18 protein-coding genes are annotated in these 19926 nt (G+C 65.3%); 11 read left to right on the top strand and 7 right to left on the bottom strand.

What is annotated here, in order from left to right:
• From uxuA to HZB49_RS17600, 6 genes are all read right to left on the bottom strand, one after another.
• Positions 1-1203: a mannonate dehydratase gene (uxuA, locus tag HZB49_RS17625; protein ID WP_291613587.1), complete on the bottom strand. Its 1203-nt coding sequence runs from the start codon at positions 1201-1203 to the stop codon at positions 1-3.
• A 25-nt stretch (positions 1204-1228) separates the two neighbouring features.
• A complete protein-coding gene (locus HZB49_RS17620; RefSeq protein WP_291613586.1) occupies positions 1229-2278 on the bottom strand; it encodes an L-idonate 5-dehydrogenase in 1050 nt (349 codons plus the stop codon).
• Positions 2275-3681, bottom strand: coding sequence for a TRAP transporter large permease (locus HZB49_RS17615; protein WP_291613585.1), 1407 nt, complete (start codon positions 3679-3681; stop codon positions 2275-2277). Before HZB49_RS17615 ends, HZB49_RS17620 begins: the two co-directional genes overlap by 4 nt.
• A gap of 4 nt (positions 3682-3685) precedes the next feature.
• Complete coding sequence (locus tag HZB49_RS17610; protein WP_291613584.1) at positions 3686-4264, bottom strand: TRAP transporter small permease; 579 nt, start codon at positions 4262-4264, stop codon at positions 3686-3688.
• 87 nt (positions 4265-4351) lie between these two features.
• Entirely contained in the window at positions 4352-5311 is a 960-nt protein-coding gene (locus HZB49_RS17605; RefSeq protein ID WP_291613755.1) for a sialic acid TRAP transporter substrate-binding protein SiaP, read from the bottom strand.
• Between the two features lie 72 nt (positions 5312-5383).
• On the bottom strand, positions 5384-6112 hold the full coding sequence (locus tag HZB49_RS17600) for a FadR/GntR family transcriptional regulator (protein ID WP_291613753.1): 729 nt from the start codon (positions 6110-6112) through the stop codon (positions 5384-5386).
• A 115-nt stretch (positions 6113-6227) separates the two neighbouring features.
• On the opposite strand from HZB49_RS17600, the gene HZB49_RS17595 reads away from it, so the two are divergent.
• The 11 genes from HZB49_RS17595 to HZB49_RS17545 all read left to right on the top strand — a co-directional run bounded on the left by HZB49_RS17595 (position 6228) and on the right by HZB49_RS17545 (position 18077).
• Complete coding sequence (locus tag HZB49_RS17595) at positions 6228-7751, top strand: mannitol dehydrogenase family protein (protein ID WP_291613582.1); 1524 nt, start codon at positions 6228-6230, stop codon at positions 7749-7751.
• A gap of 115 nt (positions 7752-7866) precedes the next feature.
• Complete coding sequence (locus HZB49_RS17590; protein ID WP_291613581.1) at positions 7867-8160, top strand: helix-turn-helix transcriptional regulator; 294 nt, start codon at positions 7867-7869, stop codon at positions 8158-8160.
• Between the two features lie 12 nt (positions 8161-8172).
• The gene (hyfB, locus tag HZB49_RS17585; protein ID WP_291613578.1) at positions 8173-10185 is read left to right on the top strand and encodes a hydrogenase 4 subunit B; all 2013 of its coding nucleotides are present in this window, start codon (positions 8173-8175) and stop codon (positions 10183-10185) included.
• Positions 10176-11132, top strand: a complete 957-nt coding sequence (locus HZB49_RS17580) for an NADH-quinone oxidoreductase subunit H (protein ID WP_291613576.1) — start codon at positions 10176-10178, stop codon at positions 11130-11132. The genes hyfB and HZB49_RS17580 overlap by 10 nt, the downstream gene beginning before the upstream one ends.
• Positions 11133-11798, top strand: a complete 666-nt coding sequence (locus tag HZB49_RS17575; RefSeq protein ID WP_291613574.1) for a hydrogenase-4 component E — start codon at positions 11133-11135, stop codon at positions 11796-11798.
• Positions 11795-13246 (top strand): hydrogenase 4 subunit F, encoded by a 1452-nt coding sequence (locus HZB49_RS17570; RefSeq protein ID WP_291613572.1) that lies wholly within the window; start codon positions 11795-11797, stop codon positions 13244-13246. The genes HZB49_RS17575 and HZB49_RS17570 overlap by 4 nt, the downstream gene beginning before the upstream one ends.
• Before the next feature lie 6 nt (positions 13247-13252).
• Positions 13253-14767, top strand: coding sequence for an NADH-quinone oxidoreductase subunit C (locus HZB49_RS17565; protein WP_291613570.1), 1515 nt, complete (start codon positions 13253-13255; stop codon positions 14765-14767).
• Positions 14767-15294, top strand: a complete 528-nt coding sequence (locus tag HZB49_RS17560) for an NADH-quinone oxidoreductase subunit B family protein (RefSeq protein WP_291613568.1) — start codon at positions 14767-14769, stop codon at positions 15292-15294. Before HZB49_RS17565 ends, HZB49_RS17560 begins: the two co-directional genes overlap by 1 nt.
• Before the next feature lie 90 nt (positions 15295-15384).
• On the top strand, positions 15385-15780 hold the full coding sequence (locus HZB49_RS17555) for a GrlR family regulatory protein (protein ID WP_291613566.1): 396 nt from the start codon (positions 15385-15387) through the stop codon (positions 15778-15780).
• A gap of 101 nt (positions 15781-15881) precedes the next feature.
• Positions 15882-16322 carry a hypothetical protein gene (locus HZB49_RS17550; RefSeq protein ID WP_291613564.1) on the top strand — a complete coding sequence of 147 codons (441 nt, stop codon included), beginning with the start codon at positions 15882-15884 and terminating at the stop codon, positions 16320-16322.
• Between the two features lie 144 nt (positions 16323-16466).
• Positions 16467-18077 carry an NAD-dependent malic enzyme gene (locus tag HZB49_RS17545; RefSeq protein WP_291613751.1) on the top strand — a complete coding sequence of 537 codons (1611 nt, stop codon included), beginning with the start codon at positions 16467-16469 and terminating at the stop codon, positions 18075-18077.
• Positions 18078-18889: 812 nt separating this feature from the next.
• On the opposite strand, the gene HZB49_RS17540 is transcribed toward HZB49_RS17545, so the two are convergent.
• Positions 18890-19870 carry a tripartite tricarboxylate transporter substrate binding protein gene (locus HZB49_RS17540; RefSeq protein WP_291613562.1) on the bottom strand — a complete coding sequence of 327 codons (981 nt, stop codon included), beginning with the start codon at positions 19868-19870 and terminating at the stop codon, positions 18890-18892.
• Positions 19871-19926 lie beyond the last annotated feature (56 nt).

Here is a 19926-nt window from a genome sequence, read left to right as displayed (position 1 = left end):
TTACGCCGCCGCCATCCTATCATGTTCGATGGCGCGGATGGCACCGCGCAATTCGGCCAACCCGCGCAGACGCCCGATCGCGGTATAGCCGGGATTGGTCCGTTTGGTGGCGGCAAGGTCGTCGAGCATGCGATGACCGTGGTCCGGCCGGAACACGATCCTGTTATCGGCCGCGCGGCGCCGATTCTCCCTGAGGAGCGCCTTCAGCACCGAAATCATGTCGACGTCGCCGTCGAGATGGTCGGATTCATGGAAGGAGAGCCCATCAGCCTCGCGCCTGGTCGCGCGCAGATGGGCAAATGCGATCCGTGGCGCGAAGCGCTCCGCCATGGCGGGAAGATCGTTCTCGGCGCGCACGCCGAGCGAACCGGTGCAGAGACAAATGCCGTTCGCTTTCGAAGGCACCGCATCGAACAGCGCCTGGTAGTCTTCCGCTGACGAGGCAATGCGCGGTAGTCCGAACAGCGGCCGCGGCGGATCGTCGGGATGCAGCGTCAGCGTCACGCCGAGTTGCTCTGCCACCGGCGTCACCTCGGCAAGGAACTCGATCAGGTGTTTTCGTAGCACCTTCGAGTCGATGTCGCGATATTGCTCGAGCCGGTTCCGGAACTGCGGGATGGTCATCGGCTCAGTGGTCGAGCCCGGCAGCGCGCTGGCAATCACCATCACGAGATAGTCGATGTCGGCCTGCGTCATCCGCTCAAAGACCGCGCGTGCCCGAGTTTGCGCGGCGGACGAATACTCCGTCAATGCTCCGGCGCGCTGCAGGATGTGCAGCTCGAAGGCGGCAAAGCGATCCTGGTCGAAGCGCATGGCGCGCGCACCGTTCGCCAGCTCCCATTCGAGATCGGTGCGGCACCAGTCCACTACGGGCATGAAATTGTAGCAGATGACCTTGATGCCGGCGCTGGCCACCGCTTCCAGAGAAGCGATCCATGCCTCGATCGAGCGCGTCGCCTTGCCGCCGAGCCGCTTGACGTCGTCCGGAATGGGGATCGATTCCACGACCGACCAGAACAGCGCAGAACGGCCTGGCTGGCTCTTCTCGATGATGTTCTTGCGCTCCTCGACCGCCTTGCGCGTCCAGACATCGCCGATCGGCACTTGATGCAGTGCGGTGACGACATGCGAGGCTCCCGCCTGTCGCACATCGTCCAGCGAAACCGGATCATCGGGGCCGTACCAGCGCCATCCCTCGAGCATGTCGACAATCTCCTGAACGGCAGCGTCAATGCGCGGTCAGCACGACTTTGACGCTCTGCGAGCGGTCCAGCGCCAGCCGCAGCGCATCAGGCGCCGAGCTGAGCGGACGTTGCGCCGTCACCAGCGCCAGCACATCCACGCTGCCGTCGGAGATCAGCTCCACCGCGGTCATGAACTCCGGTCCGAAACGGAACGAGCCGCGCAGGTCGATCTCCTTGGCCATCACGGCATTCGAAGGCGTCGGAATCTGGCCGCCCGGCAGGTTGCCGATCTGCACTACCGTGCCGCCGCGCCTGACGATGCCGATGGCCCCGGCAAGCCCGGCCGCCGTTCCCGAGACTTCGAAGGCCACGTCGAAGGGCGCCGTCGCGGCCTGCGCCTTCAAGCCATCGTCACCGCCGGAAATGTCAAACACGCGATCGGCGCCGAGCCGGCTCGCAAAGGCAAGCGGCGCCTGCGCGATATCGACGACGGTGACATCGGCGACGCCCGCACGACGCGCCGCCAGCATGGTCAGAAGGCCGATCGGGCCGGCGCCGAACAGCACGGCGCGTTTGCCCCTGATGTCGCCGGCACGCGCCACCGCATGCAGGCACACCGCCAGCGGTTCGGCCAGCGCCGCCGCTTGATACGAAACATGGTCCGGAATCTTCACGCATTGCGCGGGAATGGCGTCGAAGTAGCTGGCGAAGCCGCCCTGCATGTGCGGCGTCTTCGAGGCTGAGCCCATGAAGAAGATGTTCTCGCATAGGTTCAGCCGCCCTTCGCGGCACGGCGTGCAATGGCCGCACCACCGCGACGGATTGACGGCGACGCGGTCGCCGAGCTTTACCCCCGGCGCGGCGCCTGCGATCTCCACGACCTCGCCCGCGATCTCGTGGCCGAGCACCAGCGGCGAGGTCACGACGAAATCGCCGGTGCGGGCATGGCGGAAATAGTGCATGTCCGAGCCACAGATGCCGCCGGCGCCGAAGCGGACGCGCACCATGCCGGACGCGAGCGGATCGAGCGGCCGCTCGACAATGCGTAGATCTTCAGGGCCAAACAGCGTGGCGGCGATTATTGTCGATGTCATTTCGCGAGTCCCATGTATTTCGGCAGCCCCAGCGTGAGTTCCGGGATGTAGGTGATGGCGATCAGCGCGATCAGCAGCGGCACCAGCCAGGGCAGGATCGCCATGGTGGTACGTTCGACCGAGAGCTTCGCCACCCGCGCCAGCACGAACAGCACCATGCCGAGCGGCGGATGCAACAGGCCGATCATCAGGTTCAGCGTCATGATCAAGCCGAAGTGAATCGGATCGATGCCGAGCTTGAGCACGATCGGCAGCAGGATCGGCACCAGGATCGTGATCGCGGCGATGGTGTCGATGAAGCAGCCGACGAACAGGATCAGGATGTTGGCGAGCAGCAGGAACACCCACTTGTTCTGCGTGAAGGACAGCATCGCATCGGTCAGCGTTTGCGCGGCCTGCGACACCGTCAGCAGCCAGGCGAAGATCGAGGCCGCGGTGACGATGAACAGCACCGAGGCCGTGGTCTCGATGGTGTCGAACGTCGCCTTCGCCACGGTGCGCAGCGTCATGGTGCGATAGCGCACCAATCCCAGGAACAGCGACCAGATCACGGCGGCGACGGCGGCTTCGGTCGGCGTGAACCAGCCGAGCGTCATGCCGCCGATCAGGATCACCGGCGCCATCAGCGCCATCACCGCCGAGAAATCGAAGTACCAGTCGATCGCGAGCAGCACGACGAGGCCGATGCCGACCGCCAGATTGACGGAGAGACCGGCGACGACGAGCAGCCAGACTGCAAACGGGAAGGCGAGCACGATGAAGATTTCGAGCGCCGCGGAGCCGAGTTGCGGCCAGGAGAACGGCGCATCGCTGCCCCAGCGATTCTTGTGGGCGAAATAGGCGACCGTCGCCATCATGGCGAGCGTCATCACCACGCCCGGGATAAGGCCGCCGAGGAACAGCGCTCCGATCGAGACATTCGCCATCATGCCGTAGATGACGAAGGGCAACGACGGCGGGATGATCGGCCCGAGCGTCGCAGAAGCCGCAGTGACGCCGACGGCAAACTCGGTGGAGTAGCCGTGTTCCTTCATCGCCTTGATCTCGATGGTGCCGAGACCGGCGGCATCCGCAATCGCAGTGCCGGACATGCCGGAGAAGATCACCGAGCCGATGATGTTGACGTGGCCGAGACCGCCGCGCATCCAGCCCACCAGCGCCACTGCGAATCGGTAGATGCGGCCGGTGACCCCGGCGATGTTCATGAGGTTGCCGGCCAGAATGAAGAAGGGCACCGCGAGCAAGGGAAAACTCTCGACGCCGGCGATCATGCGCTGCGCCAGCGTGACGTCGGGGGTGATGCCCGTGACGAGGATATAGAGCAGCGAGGCGACCGCCATGGCCAGCGCTACCGGCAGGCCGACCAGCATCAGGACGAGGAACGATCCGAGCAGCAGCAGCATGGTGTCAGCCCTCCGTGCCGTCGAACGCACCGGGGCGTTCGAGGATGGAATAGCCGCGCCGCCAGTTCTGGACTGCGACCTGTATCGAGCGTACAGCCATCAGCACGAAGCCGAGCAGGACGAGGTAGTAGACGTATTTCTTCGGAAACTTGATGGTCGTCATCCGCTCATCGCCGATCACCTCGATGAAAATCCAGACCAGCTTGATGGCATAGGCAAAGAAGGCAATCCGGATGGCGTCGATCGCGATGGAAAGTGCGCGCGCCGGCAAACGCGGCAGGTAGCGGAACAGCAGGTCGACCTGGATGTGCCGCGACAGCCGCACGCACATTGCCGATCCGATGAAGACGACGGCGATCAGGCAATAGGTCGCGATTTCCTCGGTCCAGGCGTAGCTGTCGTTGAGCGCGTAGCGGGTGAAGAACTGCAGGAACACGCACAGAGCCATGACCCAGAAGATCACCAGCGCCAGCCAGTCCTCGGCGGCATAGGGACCGAGGTCGGCGGTTACAGGTTCGCCCTCCTCGAACGTATGGGCGATTTCGTCGGCGGTGATCTGCCGATGCACTTCGGCCGTGGACATGCGTCTCTACCTAACCGGGCTTGGCGTTGCGGGCGCAGTTCGCCCTTCCCCGCCGATGCGACGGGGAAGGGCGAACGCTTGTCGGCGTTACTTGACCGCCTGGATGCGGTCCCAATCGGACTTGCGGTAGTCGAAGCTCTCGAAGCTGATCGCCTTGATTACCGTGTCGCGGAACTCGTCCTTGTTGACTTCCGTGACGGTGAGGCCCTTGTCCTTGAAGAAGGCGACGAGCTTGGCCTCGTTGGCCTTGATTTCGTTGGTTGCTTTCGCAGCCGCCTCCTGCGCCACGTCAGTGAAGATCTTGCGGTCTTCCTCGCTCAGCTTTTTCCAGAGTCCGCCTGCAACCACGGTGTTGAGGTGATCGACGATGTGCCCGGTCAGCACGATGTGCTTCTGCACCTCGTAGAACTTCTTTGCCTCGATGGTGGTGAGCGGATTCTCCTGCGCCTCCACCGTGCCGTTCTGCAGCGCGAGGTAGACTTCGGCAAACGCAATCGGCGCGGTGTTGGCGCCGCAGGCGCGCGGCATCGCCAGATAAGCCGGCACGTCCGGCACCCGCATCTTCAGGCCCTTCATGTCGGCGCAGGCCTTGATCGGCTTGTTCGAGGAGGTCTGGCGCACGCCGTAATAGGTGACGGCGACGATATGATGGCCGCTCTTGTCCTCATAGCCCTTGGCAAGCTCCTTGAAGACGTCGCTCTTGGTGTAGGCGAGCAGATGATCCGCATCCCGGAAAGTATAGGGATAATAGGTCACGCCGATCGGCGGATAGGTCTTCGCCGCGAAGCTCGAGCCGGAAATGATGATGTCGACCGAGCCGAGCGACAGGCCCTGGTTGATGTCGGTTTCCTTGCCGAGTTGGGACGCCGGATAGACGTCGATCTGGTAGCGGTTGTTGGTGCGCTTGCCGATCTCCTGCGCGGCCCATACGGACGCGGTGTGGAACGGCTCCGACGTCTCGTAGACATGCGCCCATTTCAGCTTGGTCTGGGCGAATCCTTCGCCGGGTGCAGCCATCAGCGCGGCCGCAGCCGCCATGGACAGCATCGTTGCTTTCTTGAACACTTGAACTACCTCCCTGGTTTGAATTCTTTTCTGTTCAGTTGAAAAAGAACCGCGTCATCCGCTTTTCGCGAGGACGCGGGATACCGCGGCCTCCGCACCAAAACTCTGGGCGAAGCGCCCTTGCGAACGCGCCAGATGGTCGCGCATCGCGGTACGCGCGCGTTCGGAATCGCGCGCCACGATGGCGTGACGGATCGCTTCGTGCTCGGCATGTGCCGCGCGCCACGACTCCGGGTTCTCGAAATAGGTCGCAAGCTTCGCGAAATAGGGATTGAGGCGCTGGTCGAACAATTCACCGACCACGCGCACCAGCACGGCGTTGCCGAGGGACCCGGCCACTGCGACGTGGAAGGCGCGGTCATGGATCATCGAGGCCTCGCTCGGGTGCTCGACGGTAGCCATCGCTGTGAGCGCCGCGTCGATCCGTGCGATATCCTCTGACGTTGCGAGCCGCGCGGCCTCTCCGGCGATCGCGCCCTCGATGAACTCGCGCGCGCGCAGCAATTCGAACGGGCCCTCGATATTGGCCGAGGCCGGAACGCCGGATGCGGTCGGCTCGATGACGTAGATTCCGGAGCCGACGCGGATGCGCACCCTGCCCTCGACCTCGAGCGCGATAAGTGCCTCGCGTACGGTCGGCCGCGACACCCTCAATTGCTCGGCAAGTTCACGCTCGGTCGGCAGGCGGCTGCCGACGGGATATTCGCCGCCATCGATCAGCGCGCGCAGCTGATCGGCGACCTGTCGATAAAGGCGTCGTGCTTCCACGGCTTCCAGCGGCACGCCCGAAATCCCTCCCGGCGACCCGTTCTGGGTCGGTCTCATCCCCGTCTGATACGGTCAATATTGGATAATTGGCCTTACCAATTGACCAGAGGATTGACGGAAATTCCGCAACATGTCAAGCGAACCCCGGAAACCCCTGCTTTCAGCCCCGATTGGAGGCAATTTGCGCCTCTCCAACCCCACCCTGGACCGACTGCCGGCCAACGTCCGGCGTCCCCGCTATGACCGCTCGGCGGTCAGGCCCGGGATCATTCACCTCGGCGTCGGCGCATTTCACCGGGCGCATCAGGCTGTTGTCCTGGACGACCTGCTCTCCGCCGGGCCTGCCGATTGGGGCATCGTCGGCGCGAGCCTGCGCAATTCCGCCACGCGCGATGCGCTCGTCCCGCAGGATTGTCTCTATGCGGTTGCCGTTCGCTCCGGCGCCGGCACGGAGATCAGGGTGATCGGCTCGATCCTCGGGATGGAAGTCGGCAACGAAGATCCCGGACGCCTGATCGCGCGCATGGCCGATGCCGCAACGCGCATCGTCTCGCTCACCGTCACGGAAAAGGGCTACTGCCACACCCCGCAAACCGGCGAGCTCGATGAACGCCATCCCGACATCGTGCACGATCTCGACAATCCGCACGCGCCGCGATCGGCCGCGGGCTTCCTCGTCGAGGCGCTGGCGCGACGGAAGCAATCGGGCGCACCACCCTTCACGGTGCTCTGCTGCGACAATCTTTCCGCCAACGGGCGCACCGTGCAGCGCATCGTCACCCGCTTTGCGACGCTGCGGTCGAAAGATCTCGGCAAGTGGATCGAGCACGAGGTTGCGTTCCCCTGCACCATGGTGGACCGGATCGTGCCGGAAACGACGGATGCCGACCGCGCCGCGGTGTCGTCCGCACTCGGCATGAGCGACGCATGGCCCGTCATCACCGAGCCTTTCACACAGTGGATCGTCGAGGACCGCTTTGCCGCCGGAAGGCCGGATTTCGCAGCCGCCGGCGTAAAGCTCGTCAGCGACGTGACGCCATTCGAGCATATGAAGCTGCGTCTCCTTAATGCCAGCCATTCGGCGCTCGCCTATCTCGGCTATCTCGCCGGTTACGAGACCATCGCCGCGACCATGGCCGATCCGCACTTCTCGGCCTTTGCCGCGCGCGTGATGGAAGAAGCGGCGGTCACGCTGAGGATGCCTGATGGCACCGACCTTGCGGCCTACCAGGCGTCGCTCCTGACGCGCTTCGCCAATCCGGCGCTGCATCACCGCACCTGGCAGATCGCCATGGATGGATCGCAGAAACTGCCGCAGCGGCTCCTCGGCACCATGCAGGACCGGCTGCGGCTTGGCCTCTCGATCGATACCCATGCGCTCGCGGTCGCGGGCTGGATGCGTTACGTCACCGCGCGCGACGAGCAAGGCAGGGACATCGACGTGCGCGATCCGATCGCGGCAAAGCTGGCGACGATCGCGCGCGAAGCAGGACCGCTCGCCGACCGTCTGGCGCCCGCACTGCTGGCGGTCGAGCCCGTCTTTGGCGCGCTCGGCGCCGATCCGCGCATAGCGAGCGCGGTGACGGGAGCGCTGGGGCACCTCTACCGGCATGGGGCCCGCCGTGCGCTGGCGTCCCAGATCCCGCCAACTTGATGTTTTAAACATCATATTGGATAGTAATAAGATTATAGTTGACAGATATTCATTGATATCTAGCATACGCTGGGCATCGCTACGATGCATCGGAAACGAAGTCGGTCGTCGCACGATGATTACCTCGGCACAATTGCGGGCCGCGCGGGCGCTTCTCGGTCTCGATCAACGCCAGCTTGCGGAATTGTCGGAACTTTCGGTCCCAACCATCCAGCGGATGGAGGCGAGCGACGGCGTCATTCGCGGCAATGTGGATTCGCTGATGAAACTGATCGGCGCGCTCGACAAGGCCGGGATCGAATTGATCAGCGACAACGCCATGAGCCAGGGCGGCGGCCGCGGCCTCCGGTTGAGGACCACGCGCGCCTCCGACCCGCGTCAAGACAAGCATGCGGGCGGGAAGTCGTAGGGACCCATCTCGATGACATCCGTTGCATTCCTCTTGCTCTGCGCCGCCGCGTTGCTGGGGGTTGCAGTGCTCGCGGTCGCATGCGCGCGCGCCTATGCGGCGACGCCGATCGTCTATGGCGCCACGCTGGTCATTACCCTGGCTGCCGCGATCACATCGTGCGCCACCCTCGTCGGCCTCGCCGCCCCCGCCGGCCTGGTGCTGCCGATCGGCCTGCCCTGGATCGGCGCGCATTTCCGGATCGATGCGCTGGCCGCGTTCTTCCTCGCCACCGTGAATGTCGGCGGCGCCGCCGCGAGCCTTTATGCGCTCGGCTACGGCCAGCATGAGGACGAGCCGCACCGCGTGCTGCCGTTCTTCGCCGCGTTCCTCGCCGGCATGAATCTGGTCGTGCTGGCGAACGACGCATTCAGCTATCTCCTGTCCTGGGAATTCATGTCGCTTGCTTCCTGGGCGCTGGTGATCGCGCATCACCACGATCCCGAGAACCGGCGCGCCGGCTTCGTCTACCTGATCATGGCCGGGATCGGCACGCTGGCGCTGCTGCTGGCGCTCGGCCTGCTCACCGGCCCGGACGGCAACTATACGTTCGAGGCCATTCGCGCCGGTACGCGCACGCCGCTGACGGCTGCGATCGTTCTCGTGCTCGTCCTGATCGGTGCGGGATCCAAGGCCGGCCTCGTGCCGCTGCACGCCTGGCTGCCGCTGGCGCATCCGGCCGCGCCCAGCCACGTCTCCGCGCTGATGAGCGGCGTGATGACCAAGGTCGCGGTCTACGGCTTCATCCGCATCGTCTTCGATCTCGCAGGCTCCCTGCCCTGGTGGTCGGGCGCGCTGGTGCTTGCTATCGGCGGCCTCTCCGCCGTACTCGGCGTGCTGCAGGCCCTGATGCAGGACGACACCAAGCGGCTGCTCGCCTATTCGACGATCGAGAATATCGGCATCGTCTTCATCGGGCTCGGCCTCGCGCTCGCCTTCCGCGCCAATGGCATGGAGGCAGCCGCCGCGCTCGCCATGACGGCGGCGCTGCTGCACGTGCTCAACCACTCCCTTTTCAAGAGCCTGCTGTTCTTCGGCGCCGGCGCCGTGCTGGTCGCCACCGGCGAACGCAACATGGACCGGATGGGCGGACTGATCCATCGCATGCCCGTGACGAGCTTCCTGTTCCTGGTCGGCTGCACCGCAATCTCCGCGCTGCCGCCGCTCAACGGATTTGTGTCGGAGTGGCTCACCTTCCAGGCCATCCTGCTCAGCCCCGACCTGCCGCAATGGGCGCTGAAGGTCATGGTGCCGGCGGTCGGCGGATTGCTGGCGCTGGCCGCCGCACTTGCCGGGGCGACCTTCGTCAAGACGTTCGGCATCGCCTTCCTCGGCCGCCCCCGCAGCAATGAAGCCGCAACCGCCCGCGAGGTGGACCGATTTTCGCTGGCGGCGATGGCGCTGGTGGCGATGCTCTGCCTGATCACCGGCATCGTGCCCGGCTACTTCGTCGACGCGGTTACGCCGATCACGCGGCAGTTCACCGGCGGCGCGCTGCCGCTGCAGGCGAACCTGCCATGGTTGACCATCATGCCCGCGGTAGTGAGCGGCAGCTCCTATAACGGGCTGCTCGTGTTCCTGTTCATCGCGACCTCCGCCATGCTGGCGGTGTGGACCATCCACCGCTTCGCTTCGCATGCGATCCGCCGCGGACCGGCATGGGACTGCGGCTTTCCCGACGCCAGTCCGCTCACGCAATATTCCGGCAGCAGCTTTGCGCAACCGGTCCGCCGCGTCTTCATGGCGCGCACCTCGGCCACGCACGAAGAGGTGACGATGCCCGCGCCCGGCGACATGCAACCAGCGCGGTTTTCGCTGGTGGTCAGCGATCCCGTCTGGACCTGGCTCTACCAGCCCCTGGCCGGCGCCGTCGAGTTCGCGTCGCTGCATCTCAATCATCTGCAGTTCCTCACCATCCGCCGCTATCTCAGCCTCGTCTTCTTCTCGCTGGTCGCGCTCTTGCTGGTGCTTGCGATATGGAGCTGATTTCCGCCCTCCTCGTGCAGTCGATGCAGATGCTGCTGGTGCTGGCCGCAGCACCGCTGCTGACCGGCTTCGTGCGCAAGGTGAAGGCGCGGCTGTTGCGCCGTCGGGGGCCGCCGTTGATCCAGCCCTATCGCGACATGCTGCGGCTCCTGAAGAAGGAGGTGGTGGTTGCCGACAACGCGTCGTGGATCTTCCGCGTTGCGCCCTACGTGATCTTCGCGACCACCTGGGTCGCCGCCGCGCTGGTGCCGACGTTCGCCACCGGGCTGCTGTTCAGCTGGTCCGCCGACCTCATCGCCATCATCGCGCTGCTGGCCAGCGCCCGCTTCTTCCTCGCGCTTGCCGGTATGGATGTCGGCACCGCCTTCGGCGGCATCGGCTCGAGCCGCGAAGTGATGATCGCCTCGCTCGCTGAGCCCGCGATGCTCCTGATTGTCTTCACAATGGCGCTGGTCGCACGCTCGACGCAACTTTCCGCGGTCGCCGATGTGTTGTCGACATCCGAGGTCGGCTTGCGTGTCTCGCTCGGCATGGCGCTGCTGGGACTGATCATCGTGGCGATTGCGGAAAACGGCCGCATTCCCGTCGACAACCCTGCGACGCATCTCGAGCTCACCATGGTGCATGAGGCGATGGTGCTGGAATATTCCGGCCGGCATCTCGCCATGATCGAGCTTGCCGCTGCGGTGAAGCTGCTGCTCTACATCTCGCTGATCGGCTGCATCTTCGTGCCATGGACTCTCGCCGAGCCCGACGGCTCGATTGCTGCCCATCTCGCCGGCTTCGGCTTCTATCTCGCCAAGCTCGCCGCGCTCGGCTTCCTGCTTGCCGTATTCGAGACCGCGATCGCCAAGATGCGCGTGTTCCGCCTGCCCGATTTCGTCGGCGGCGCCCTGATGCTCGGCCTGCTCGGGACGCTGCTTCTCTTCGTATCGAGGAGCCTGTAGATGGGACTCGGGCTCACCTTCGACGTTGCGCATCTCCTGGCCGGCGGGCTCGTGCTCGTCAGCTTCCTGATGATCACGCAGCACCGCCTCTATGCGCTGCTCAACGCCTTCGCTCTGCAAGCCGTGCTGCTCTCGCTCTCGGTCGCCTGGCAGGCCTATGTCCAGCACGCGCCCCATCTCTACGTCACCGCCTTCATCGCACTGGTGTTCAAGGCGATCATCGTGCCGGTTGGCCTGCACCGGATCATCCAGCGGCTCGGCATCCATCGCGAGATCGAGACCGTGATCGGCTCCGGCACCACCATGCTGGTCGGCATGGGCCTGGTCGCGCTGTCGATGACGGTGATGCTCAAGGTAACGCCCGGGGCCGATCCGCTGGCGCGCGAGGATCTCGCCTTTGCACTTTCGGTGGTGCTGCTGGGCCTGTTGATGATGGTGAGCCGGCGCAACGCGGTAAGCCAGGTGGTCGGCTTCATGTCGCTGGAGAACGGGCTCGTGCTCGCAGCCGCCGGGGCGCGCGGCATGCCGCTGGTGGTCGAGATCAGCGTCGCCTTCTCGGTGCTGATCGCCTTCTTCGTGATCGGCGTATTCCTGTTCCGCATCCGCGAGCGCTTCGACACCGTCGACGTGCAGGCGCTCGACCGCTTCCGCGGAGAGCGCCGATGATCATCTCCGCCTCCACCGGCGTCATCGCCATCCTGGTCATCCCCGTGGCCGCCGCGGCACTGTTCGCCGCGCTCCCCGGTTACCGCATCTCCTCGCGCCTCAACGTGCTGGCGTCGGGCCTGACCTTCCTCGCCTCGCTGTCGCTGTTCTTCGGCGATCACGGCGGGCGCGGGCCGTATCTCTTCGTCGACGACCTCAACATCGCCTTTATCGTGCTCAACACCTTCGTCGGCTTCACCACCAGCGTGTTCTCGGCGAGCTATATCGGCCATGAGCTGGAGACCGGGCGGCTGACGCCGGTTTACCTGCGCTTCTATCATGCCATGTATCAGGTGATGATGGCCGGCATGAATCTCGCGCTGACGGCGAACAACATCGGGCTGATGTGGGTTGGCATCGAGCTTGCGACGCTCACCACCGTGCTGATGGTCGGCATCTACCGCACCCATGAGGCGCTGGAAGCGGCCTGGAAATATTTCATCCTCGGCAGCGTCGGCATTGGCCTTGCGCTGTTCGGCACCATCCTGGTCTACGTGGCGGCGCTGCCCGTGGTCGGCGAAGGCCTGAGCGGCATGGTGTGGACCGTGCTGGTAACCAAGGCCGCGCAGTTCGATCCCGCGGTGATCAACCTCGCCTTCATCTTCCTGCTGCTCGGCTACGGCACCAAGGTGGGGCTGGCGCCGCTGCACGCCTGGCTGCCGGACGCCCATGCCGAGGGTCCCACGCCGATCTCCGCGGTGCTGTCGGGCCTGCTGCTCAACGTCGCGCTCTATGCAGTGCTGCGCTTCAAGATCCTGCTCGCGGCCAATCCCGGCGCCATCGCGCCGGGTCCGCTGATGGTGACGCTCGGCCTCGTCTCGCTGCTGTTCGCCGCCTTCATGCTGTACCGCCGACGCGACATCAAGCGGCTGTTCGCCTACTCCTCGATCGAGCACATGGGCATCATCACCTTCGCCTTCGGCATGGGCGGGCCGGTGGCGAACTTTGCCGGCCTCCTTCACATGGCAATGCACAGCCTGACCAAATCCGGCATCTTCTTCGCCGTCGGCCACATCGCGCAGATCAAGGGCACGCAGAAAATCGCCGACATCCGGGGGCTGACGCAGACGCATCCATGGCTCGGCTGGAGCCTGGTGGTCGGCGTGGTCGCGATTGCAGGCCTGCCGCCGTTCGGCGTGTTCATGAGCGAGTTCCTGGTCGTGAGCTCGACCTTCGCACGCGAGCCGCTGCTCGCCATTCCGCTGGTGCTCGGAATCTTGCTGGCGCTGGGCGCGCTGTTCCAGCACCTCAACGGGCTCGCCTTCGGCGAGCCGGTTGGAAGCATCGCCCCGTCCGATGCGTCTTACGTACCGATGTTCGTGCATTTCGGCCTCGTGCTGATCGCCGGCATCTACCTGCCGGCAACGCTGGTGGCCTGGTTCCGCAACGTCGCAGAGATTCTGGGGTAGCAGGCGATGGCGGGCCTCAACGAACTCCTGCGCAAGGGCGACATCGCAGCGAACCACCGCCCGTGGCCGCGCGCCCGCGTCACCGCGGAGATCTGGCAAGAGGCGATTGCGGCGCTGGCCGGCGGGCAATGGCAACTGCTCGGCCTGTGGGGCGAGCCGGACCGCGTTCACATGGCGCTGCGCGATGAATCCGACGAGACTATCGCCGTCGTCAGCCTCGATTGCCCAGCGCGGCGCTACCCCTCGGTTGGATTACATCATCCGCCCGCGCTTCGGCTGGAGCGTGCCGCGCGGGATCTGTTCGGCATCGAGCCGGTGGGCCTGCCCGACCCGCGCGGCTGGCTCGATCACGGCAACTGGGACGTCCGGCATCCGCTTGCCACGGCGCCCGATCCGGCGCCAATCGACAAGGCATACACATTTCTGCCGATCGAAGGCGATGGCCTGCATCAAATTCCGGTCGGGCCGGTGCATGCCGGCATCATCGAGCCCGGCCATTTCCGTTTCACCGCCAATGGCGAGACGGTGGTGCGGCTGGAGCAGCGACTCGGCTATGTGCACAAGGGCATCGAGGGCCTGATGGCGGGCGCCACGCTGGAGGCAGCGGGCAAGCTTGCCGCGCGCACTTCCGGCGACAGCACGGTTGCCTATGGTCTCGGCTTTGCGCGCGCGGTGGAGGCAGCGCTCGGTGCGGATGTGCCGCCGCGAGCCGCTTCGCTGCGCGCACTGATGGCGGAACTGGAGCGCATCGCCAACCATCTCGGCGATTTCGGCGCGATCTGCAACGACGCGTCCTTTGCGCTGATCCATGCCCACTGCGCCGTGCTGCGCGAGAAGGTGCTGCGCGCCGCGCAGACCGCGTTCGGTCACCGCCTGATGCGCGACTGCATCGTGCCCGGCGGCGTGACCGCCGATCCCGGCAGCGAAGGCGTTGCGGCGATTCGCACGCTGCTCGCAGACATCAAGGCGCTGTTCCCCGCATTGGTCGAACTCTACGACAACACCGCCTCGCTGCAGGACCGCACGGTGACGACAGGAACGGTGAAGCCGCATCTCGCGCGGCAATACGCGCCCGGCGGATATATCGGCCGCGCCTCGGGCCGCGCGTTCGACGTGCGCAGGAATCTCGCCTACGCGCCGTACGACAAGCTCGGCTTCGAAGTGCCCGTGCTCGATGCCGGCGACGTCAATGCGAGGGTCTGGATCCGCATTCGCGAGATCGAGCAGAGTCTCGCGTTGATCGCGCAGCTGCTCGACGGCCTTCCGCAAGGGCCGCTGCGGATCGATCTGCCGCAGGCGAGCGGGCCCTGCGAGGGAATGTCGCTGGTCGAGGGTTTTCGCGGCGACATCCTCATCTGGCTGCGCCTCGATGCTGGCAACCGCGTCGCGCGCTGTCACCTGCGCGACCCCTCCTGGTTCCAGTGGCCGCTGCTGGAAGCTGCGATCGAGGACAACATCGTCGCCGACTTCCCGCTCTGCAACAAATCGTTCAACTGTTCCTATTCGGGGCATGATCTCTGATGCGGAAACTCCTGTTCCAGAGCCTGGTGCAGATGTCGCTGACCGAGCCGGCGCCGGCGGCCGACGACGCCGCACTCGCAGAGCTTGGCGCGGCGCTCGCCAACGTCGCGCGGCGCAGCCTCGGCCGGTCGCTGTCGATCCGCGAGGTCGATGCCGGCTCCTGCAACGGCTGCGAGCTGGAGATCCACGCCCTCGCCAATGCCTATTACGACCTCGAGCGCTTCGGCCTGCGCTTCGTCGCCTCGCCACGCCATGCCGACGTGCTGCTGGTGACCGGCCCGGTCACGAAGAACATGCGCATGGCGCTGGAGCGCACCTACAACGCGACGCCCAACCCGAAATGGGTGGTGGCGGTCGGCGATTGCGCCCGCGACGGCGGCTGCTTTGCCGGCAGCTACGCGGTGGCCGGCGGCGTCTCCGCGGTGGTGCCGGTCGACCTGCACATTCCCGGCTGCCCGCCGCCGCCGCTGCAGATCCTGCGCGGGTTGCTGGCGCTGCTGCAAACCGCCGCGACCGCGAAAGGCTGAGCGCAAAATCCGGGCAGCGACAGCGCGTCCGTTGCGAAGGGTTGCGGAAGCGGGTGTAATGCGGCAACCGCTGGATGAAGGAACGGAACCGTGAGCGTGGCGGAAGGACCCGGCAGCCCCGCAGAGGCCGAATTCGAGCCGTCCGTGAGGGACGGGCTGTACACGCTCGGCATCGAAATGATGGGCGTCAAGCAGGGCCGCGCCACCGGCGTCGTCGTGCTCAGGGGCGGCATCATCATGGGCGGCGACAGCTTCTTCTACTACACCGGCTCCTACTCGTTCAGCCGCGGCAAGTGGCGCGGCGAGATGATCGTGCACCAGCACACCGACGCGCCCGGCCTCAACCTCGTGTTCGGCGGCCGCGAGGTCACCTGCGGATTCACCGGCAGCTATGCCGAAGGCACCGCCGATATCGACGGCACGGCGCTGGTCGGCCCCTACAGCATCCCCTTTCGCGCGCAGCTGGCGCTCAAGGTGCCGGGATGAGGCGGAAGCCATCTCCCGCCGCGGGTTGATCCGTATCAAGGAGCCGCGCGCCGTTGTTCCGTATCGGTAGCGTTCACGCGACTTTCCGGAACGGACCACTCATGTTGTCCCGACGCACGATACTTGCCGCTCTCGCCCTCACTGCCATCCTCCCGTCCACGCGCGCCGAGGCCCAGTCGATCGTCCTCGTCCCGCGCGGTGCGCCCGAGCGAAAGGCGATCCTCGACGTCGTGCGCGTGCCGGTCGAGCGGCGGCTCGGCATCAAGGTCATCTTCGAGGTCGAGCGGCTGGCCATATTCGGCGACTGGGCATTTGCCGAAGTGCACCCGCGCACCGAGGCGGGCGGGCGGATCGACTATCGCAGAACACGATATGCCAGGGATTATGTTCCCGATCTCGACAGCGACCTCGTCCTGGTGCTGCTGCGTCGCAGCGGCGCGTCGTGGATCGTCGTGCAGGAAGCCTTCCTTCCGACCGACGTCGTGTGGGAGGAATGGGTAAGATCCTACAAGCTTCCGCGCCGGCTTTTCCTGCAGGAATAGGCGTCTTGCCGCATCGCCGCAAACGGCATTTCGCCTTGCCTTCCGCCGCGAACGGGTGTGACTATCATCGCCTCGAAGTATTGTGTGGGGGAACGCGTGCACCAGCCTGACAAGATCGGCAAACAGCCGGCGCCATTCCAGGACATGACGTTGCTGCACGGCATGACCCTGCTCCGCGATCCGCTTCTCAACAAGGGCACCGCGTTTTCGGAAGCCGAGCGCGACCGGTTCGGATTGCGCGGCCTGCTGCCGCCCTGCGTGCTGACGATGCAGGAACAGGCCGATCGCGTGCTGATCAATTTGCGCAACCTGCCCACCGATCTCGAGAAGTATGTCGCGCTCAACGCGCTGCACGACCGCAATGAAGCACTGTTCTTCCGCGTCGTCTGCGACAACATCGACGAGATCCAGCCGATCATCTACACGCCGACGGTGGGGCTCGCCTGCCAGAAATACGGCCTGATCTTCCAGCGTCCGCGCGGCATGTTCATTTCCGCCAACGAGCGCGGGAAAATCGCCGAGGTGCTGAAGAACTGGCCCTATCAGGCGAAGCTGATCGTCGTCACCGACGGCGAGCGCATCCTGGGGCTCGGCGATCTCGGCGCCAACGGCATGGGCATTCCCGTCGGCAAGCTGTCGCTTTATTCGGCCTGCGCGGGCGTACATCCCGAGCTGTGCCTGCCGGTCGTGCTAGACGTCGGCACCAACAACGAGGAGCTGCTGCGCGATCCCTATTATCTCGGCCTGCGGCAGAAGCGCCTGACCGGAGCCGCCTATGACGAATTCGTCGACGAGTTCATGACAGCGGCGCGCAAGACCTTTCCGGGCGTGCTGATCCAGTTCGAGGATTTCGCCAACCATTCGGCCTTTCGCTTCTTGCACAAATACCGCAGCGAGGCCCCCGTCTTCAACGACGACATCCAGGGTACCGCAGCGGTGGCGCTCGCCGGGCTGTTCTCGGCGCTGCGCGTCAGCGGCGGCAAGCTCGCCGACCAGAGGCTGCTGTTCCTCGGCGCCGGCGAAGCCGCCACCGGTATTGCCGACCTCGTGGTGTCAGCGATGATGGCCGAGGGCATGTCCGAGGCGGAGGCGTTGCGGCGCAACTGGCTGGTGGATTCGCGCGGCCTCGTCGTGCGCGGCCGCGACGGCCTTTCCGGCCACAAGCTGCGCTACGCCCACGATCACGCAGGGATTGCCGACTTTGCCACCGCGATCAAAACACTGAAGCCGACAGCGATCGTCGGCGTGGCCGCCGTCGGCGGCGCCTTCACGCCGGAGGTGCTGCGCATGATGGCTGAGCTCAACGCGCGGCCGATCGTGTTCGCGCTTTCCAATCCCACCTCGAAGGCGGAATGTTCGGCGGAGGAGGCCTATCGCTACACCGAGGGACGCGCACTGTTCGCCTGCGGCAGTCCCTACGATCCGGTGAAGCTGAACGGCAAGACCTTCGTGCCGCGCCAGGGCAACAATTCCTACATCTTCCCCGGCGTCGGCCTCGGTGCGATCGCCAGCGGATCGCGGCTGGTGACCGACGAGATGTTCATGACGGCGGCGCATACGCTCGCCGACTGCGTCAACCCCGACGATCTCGACCAGGGCAGCCTCTATCCGGCGCTGCCGCGCATCCGCGAGGTCTCCGCGCGCATCGCGACCGCAGTTGCCAACGTCGCCTGGCAGAACGGCCTCGCCGACGGCCCGCCGCCGAACGACCTGTCGGGGTTCGTCGAAAAGCAGATGTACGACCCGCATTATTGAGGGCGGGGCATAGTACTGTCGTCCCGGCGCACGCCGGGACCCATAACCACAGCCGTAGGATGGGTTGAGCCCTTCGCGAAACCCATCACTTTTCTTTCTGCGGATGCGATGATGGGTTTCGCTGCGCTCAACCCATCCTACGACTTTCGCTACAACTATCGCTCGCTTGTACGGGACGACACCGAGGTTGCGGCTTCAAATTTCAAACAGCGTGAGGGATGAGCGCGATCGTTCCCGCGGCATGGTCTGCCCGGGTTTTTGCATGTCGTCGGCCCTCTTTCCTTGAAGAGGGCGCAGGGAAAGCCGGGCGCTGGCTGCGCCCGCATTGCCGTGTGCGAAAAGTGCTACAGAAGATGCACACGGATCTGACAGGTACAGCCGAGGCAACCCGGCTTTCCCCGCGCAATGGCTTTACGGCTTATACGTACTCTCCCCGGTGAGCGGCCTTTATTGTCACCGTTGCCGGGCCCGCACAGGCGGACCGGATAGACGCCAGGGTCGCGGCGCCAGGACCACACGACTTCGCCGTACGCGGCGCCCTTTCGTCGGGCGCCCGGACCATGCCCCTTACGGACCATGCCGAAACGCCTGAGATAGCCACGTCCATCGCATCACCGGCCCAACGTGTCGTGACGATCGCGAAACGCCCCTCAGCGGGCCGGGACACGCGATCCATACCGTAAATCAGAATTCGTGTAAAGCGAATTATTTTCGATGTCGGGGCTTGACAGCGATTCTGGCTGGCCGAACTGACTTGCCCGTCGGGCAGTTGGCTAGCGAACGCCGGCAGCGAACGCCGGCCATGCCCGCGGTCAGTTGGCCTTGATGCCGGCCTCCTTGACGAGCTTGCCCCATTTTTCGCTCTCGCTCCCGATGAAGCGCGCGAAGTCCCCCGGCGACGTCGGCGACGGCTCGGCGCCGAGGGTGCGGATTTTCTCGACCACTGCGGGATCCTTCAGCGCCTTGACGAAGGCGTCGTTGAGCTTCGCAATGATCTCGGCCGGCGTGCCGGCAGGCGCAACGAGACCGAACCAGCCGACGGACTCGAAGCCGGCGATGCCGCTCTCGGCCAGCGTCGGCACATCGGGCAAGGACGGCAACCGGCGCGCGGAGGAAACGCCGATGGGTTTGAGCTTGCCATCGAGGATCAACTGCCGCGACGCAGGGATATCCAGCACCGCGAAAGGGACATGGCCGGCGAGCACGTCGACAGCCGCCGGCGCCGTGCCGCGATAGGGGACCAGTTCCATGGTGACGCCTGCCTTGTGCGCGAACAGGGCCGCGGTCAGGTGCATCGCGGTCGAATTGCCGCCATGGCCGATCGACAGCTTGCCTGGCTGCGATTTGGCAAGCGCAATCAGCTCTGCCGTGTTGCGCGCCGGCACGTCGGCGGACGCGACGAGGACAAAGGGGATTTCCGCAAGCAGCGTGATCGGCGCGAGATCCCTGGGATCGAAGGGCATCCCCTGGTTCAAGTGCGGATTGACCGTCAGCGCGCCGGCGGGCGCCACGCCGAGCGTGTAGCCGTCCGGCTTGGCCTGGGCGACCGCGGCCATACCGATGTTGCCGCCGGCGCCTGCGCGGTTCTCGATCACCAGACCCTGCTTGAGATCGGCGGCGACAACGGGCTCGAGCGCACGGATCACGATGTCGGCGCTGCCGCCCGGCGGGAACGTGACGATGATCTTGATCAATTGCTCGGGATAGCCTGCGTAGCAGACCTGCAACGGCACGATGGCGATCGCCGCGCCGAGCAGCGCGGCCAAAAGCTGACGCCTTCCGATATGAAACATATTTCCTCCCTCCGGGTCTGCTTCTTCCTGCCGGCGGACCGCCGCGGCACGCTCAC

The organism is Bradyrhizobium sp., from assembly GCF_016219575.1.
Classification (GTDB): domain Bacteria; phylum Pseudomonadota; class Alphaproteobacteria; order Rhizobiales; family Xanthobacteraceae; genus Bradyrhizobium.
The sequence above is the reverse complement of the archived record's forward strand: the minus strand, read 5'-3'. Positions and strand labels throughout refer to the sequence as shown.

Excerpts from the sequence above, each read along its gene's own strand:
- uxuA (WP_291613587.1), bottom strand. The coding sequence starts at position 1,203 with ATGCTCGAGGGATGGCGCTGGTACGGCCCCGATGATCCGGTTTCGCTG.
- HZB49_RS17620 (WP_291613586.1), bottom strand. The coding sequence starts at position 2,278 with ATGACATCGACAATAATCGCCGCCACGCTGTTTGGCCCTGAAGATCTA.
- HZB49_RS17615 (WP_291613585.1), bottom strand. The coding sequence starts at position 3,681 with ATGCTGCTGCTGCTCGGATCGTTCCTCGTCCTGATGCTGGTCGGCCTG.
- HZB49_RS17610 (WP_291613584.1), bottom strand. The coding sequence starts at position 4,264 with ATGTCCACGGCCGAAGTGCATCGGCAGATCACCGCCGACGAAATCGCC.
- HZB49_RS17605 (WP_291613755.1), bottom strand. The coding sequence starts at position 5,311 with ATGCTGTCCATGGCGGCTGCGGCCGCGCTGATGGCTGCACCCGGCGAA.
- HZB49_RS17595 (WP_291613582.1), top strand. The coding sequence starts at position 6,228 with ATGTCAAGCGAACCCCGGAAACCCCTGCTTTCAGCCCCGATTGGAGGC.
- HZB49_RS17590 (WP_291613581.1), top strand. The coding sequence starts at position 7,867 with ATGATTACCTCGGCACAATTGCGGGCCGCGCGGGCGCTTCTCGGTCTC.
- hyfB (WP_291613578.1), top strand. The coding sequence starts at position 8,173 with ATGACATCCGTTGCATTCCTCTTGCTCTGCGCCGCCGCGTTGCTGGGG.
- HZB49_RS17580 (WP_291613576.1), top strand. The coding sequence starts at position 10,176 with ATGGAGCTGATTTCCGCCCTCCTCGTGCAGTCGATGCAGATGCTGCTG.
- HZB49_RS17575 (WP_291613574.1), top strand. The coding sequence starts at position 11,133 with ATGGGACTCGGGCTCACCTTCGACGTTGCGCATCTCCTGGCCGGCGGG.
- HZB49_RS17570 (WP_291613572.1), top strand. The coding sequence starts at position 11,795 with ATGATCATCTCCGCCTCCACCGGCGTCATCGCCATCCTGGTCATCCCC.
- HZB49_RS17565 (WP_291613570.1), top strand. The coding sequence starts at position 13,253 with ATGGCGGGCCTCAACGAACTCCTGCGCAAGGGCGACATCGCAGCGAAC.
- HZB49_RS17560 (WP_291613568.1), top strand. The coding sequence starts at position 14,767 with ATGCGGAAACTCCTGTTCCAGAGCCTGGTGCAGATGTCGCTGACCGAG.
- HZB49_RS17550 (WP_291613564.1), top strand. The coding sequence starts at position 15,882 with ATGTTGTCCCGACGCACGATACTTGCCGCTCTCGCCCTCACTGCCATC.
- HZB49_RS17545 (WP_291613751.1), top strand. The coding sequence starts at position 16,467 with ATGACGTTGCTGCACGGCATGACCCTGCTCCGCGATCCGCTTCTCAAC.
- HZB49_RS17540 (WP_291613562.1), bottom strand. The coding sequence starts at position 19,870 with ATGTTTCATATCGGAAGGCGTCAGCTTTTGGCCGCGCTGCTCGGCGCG.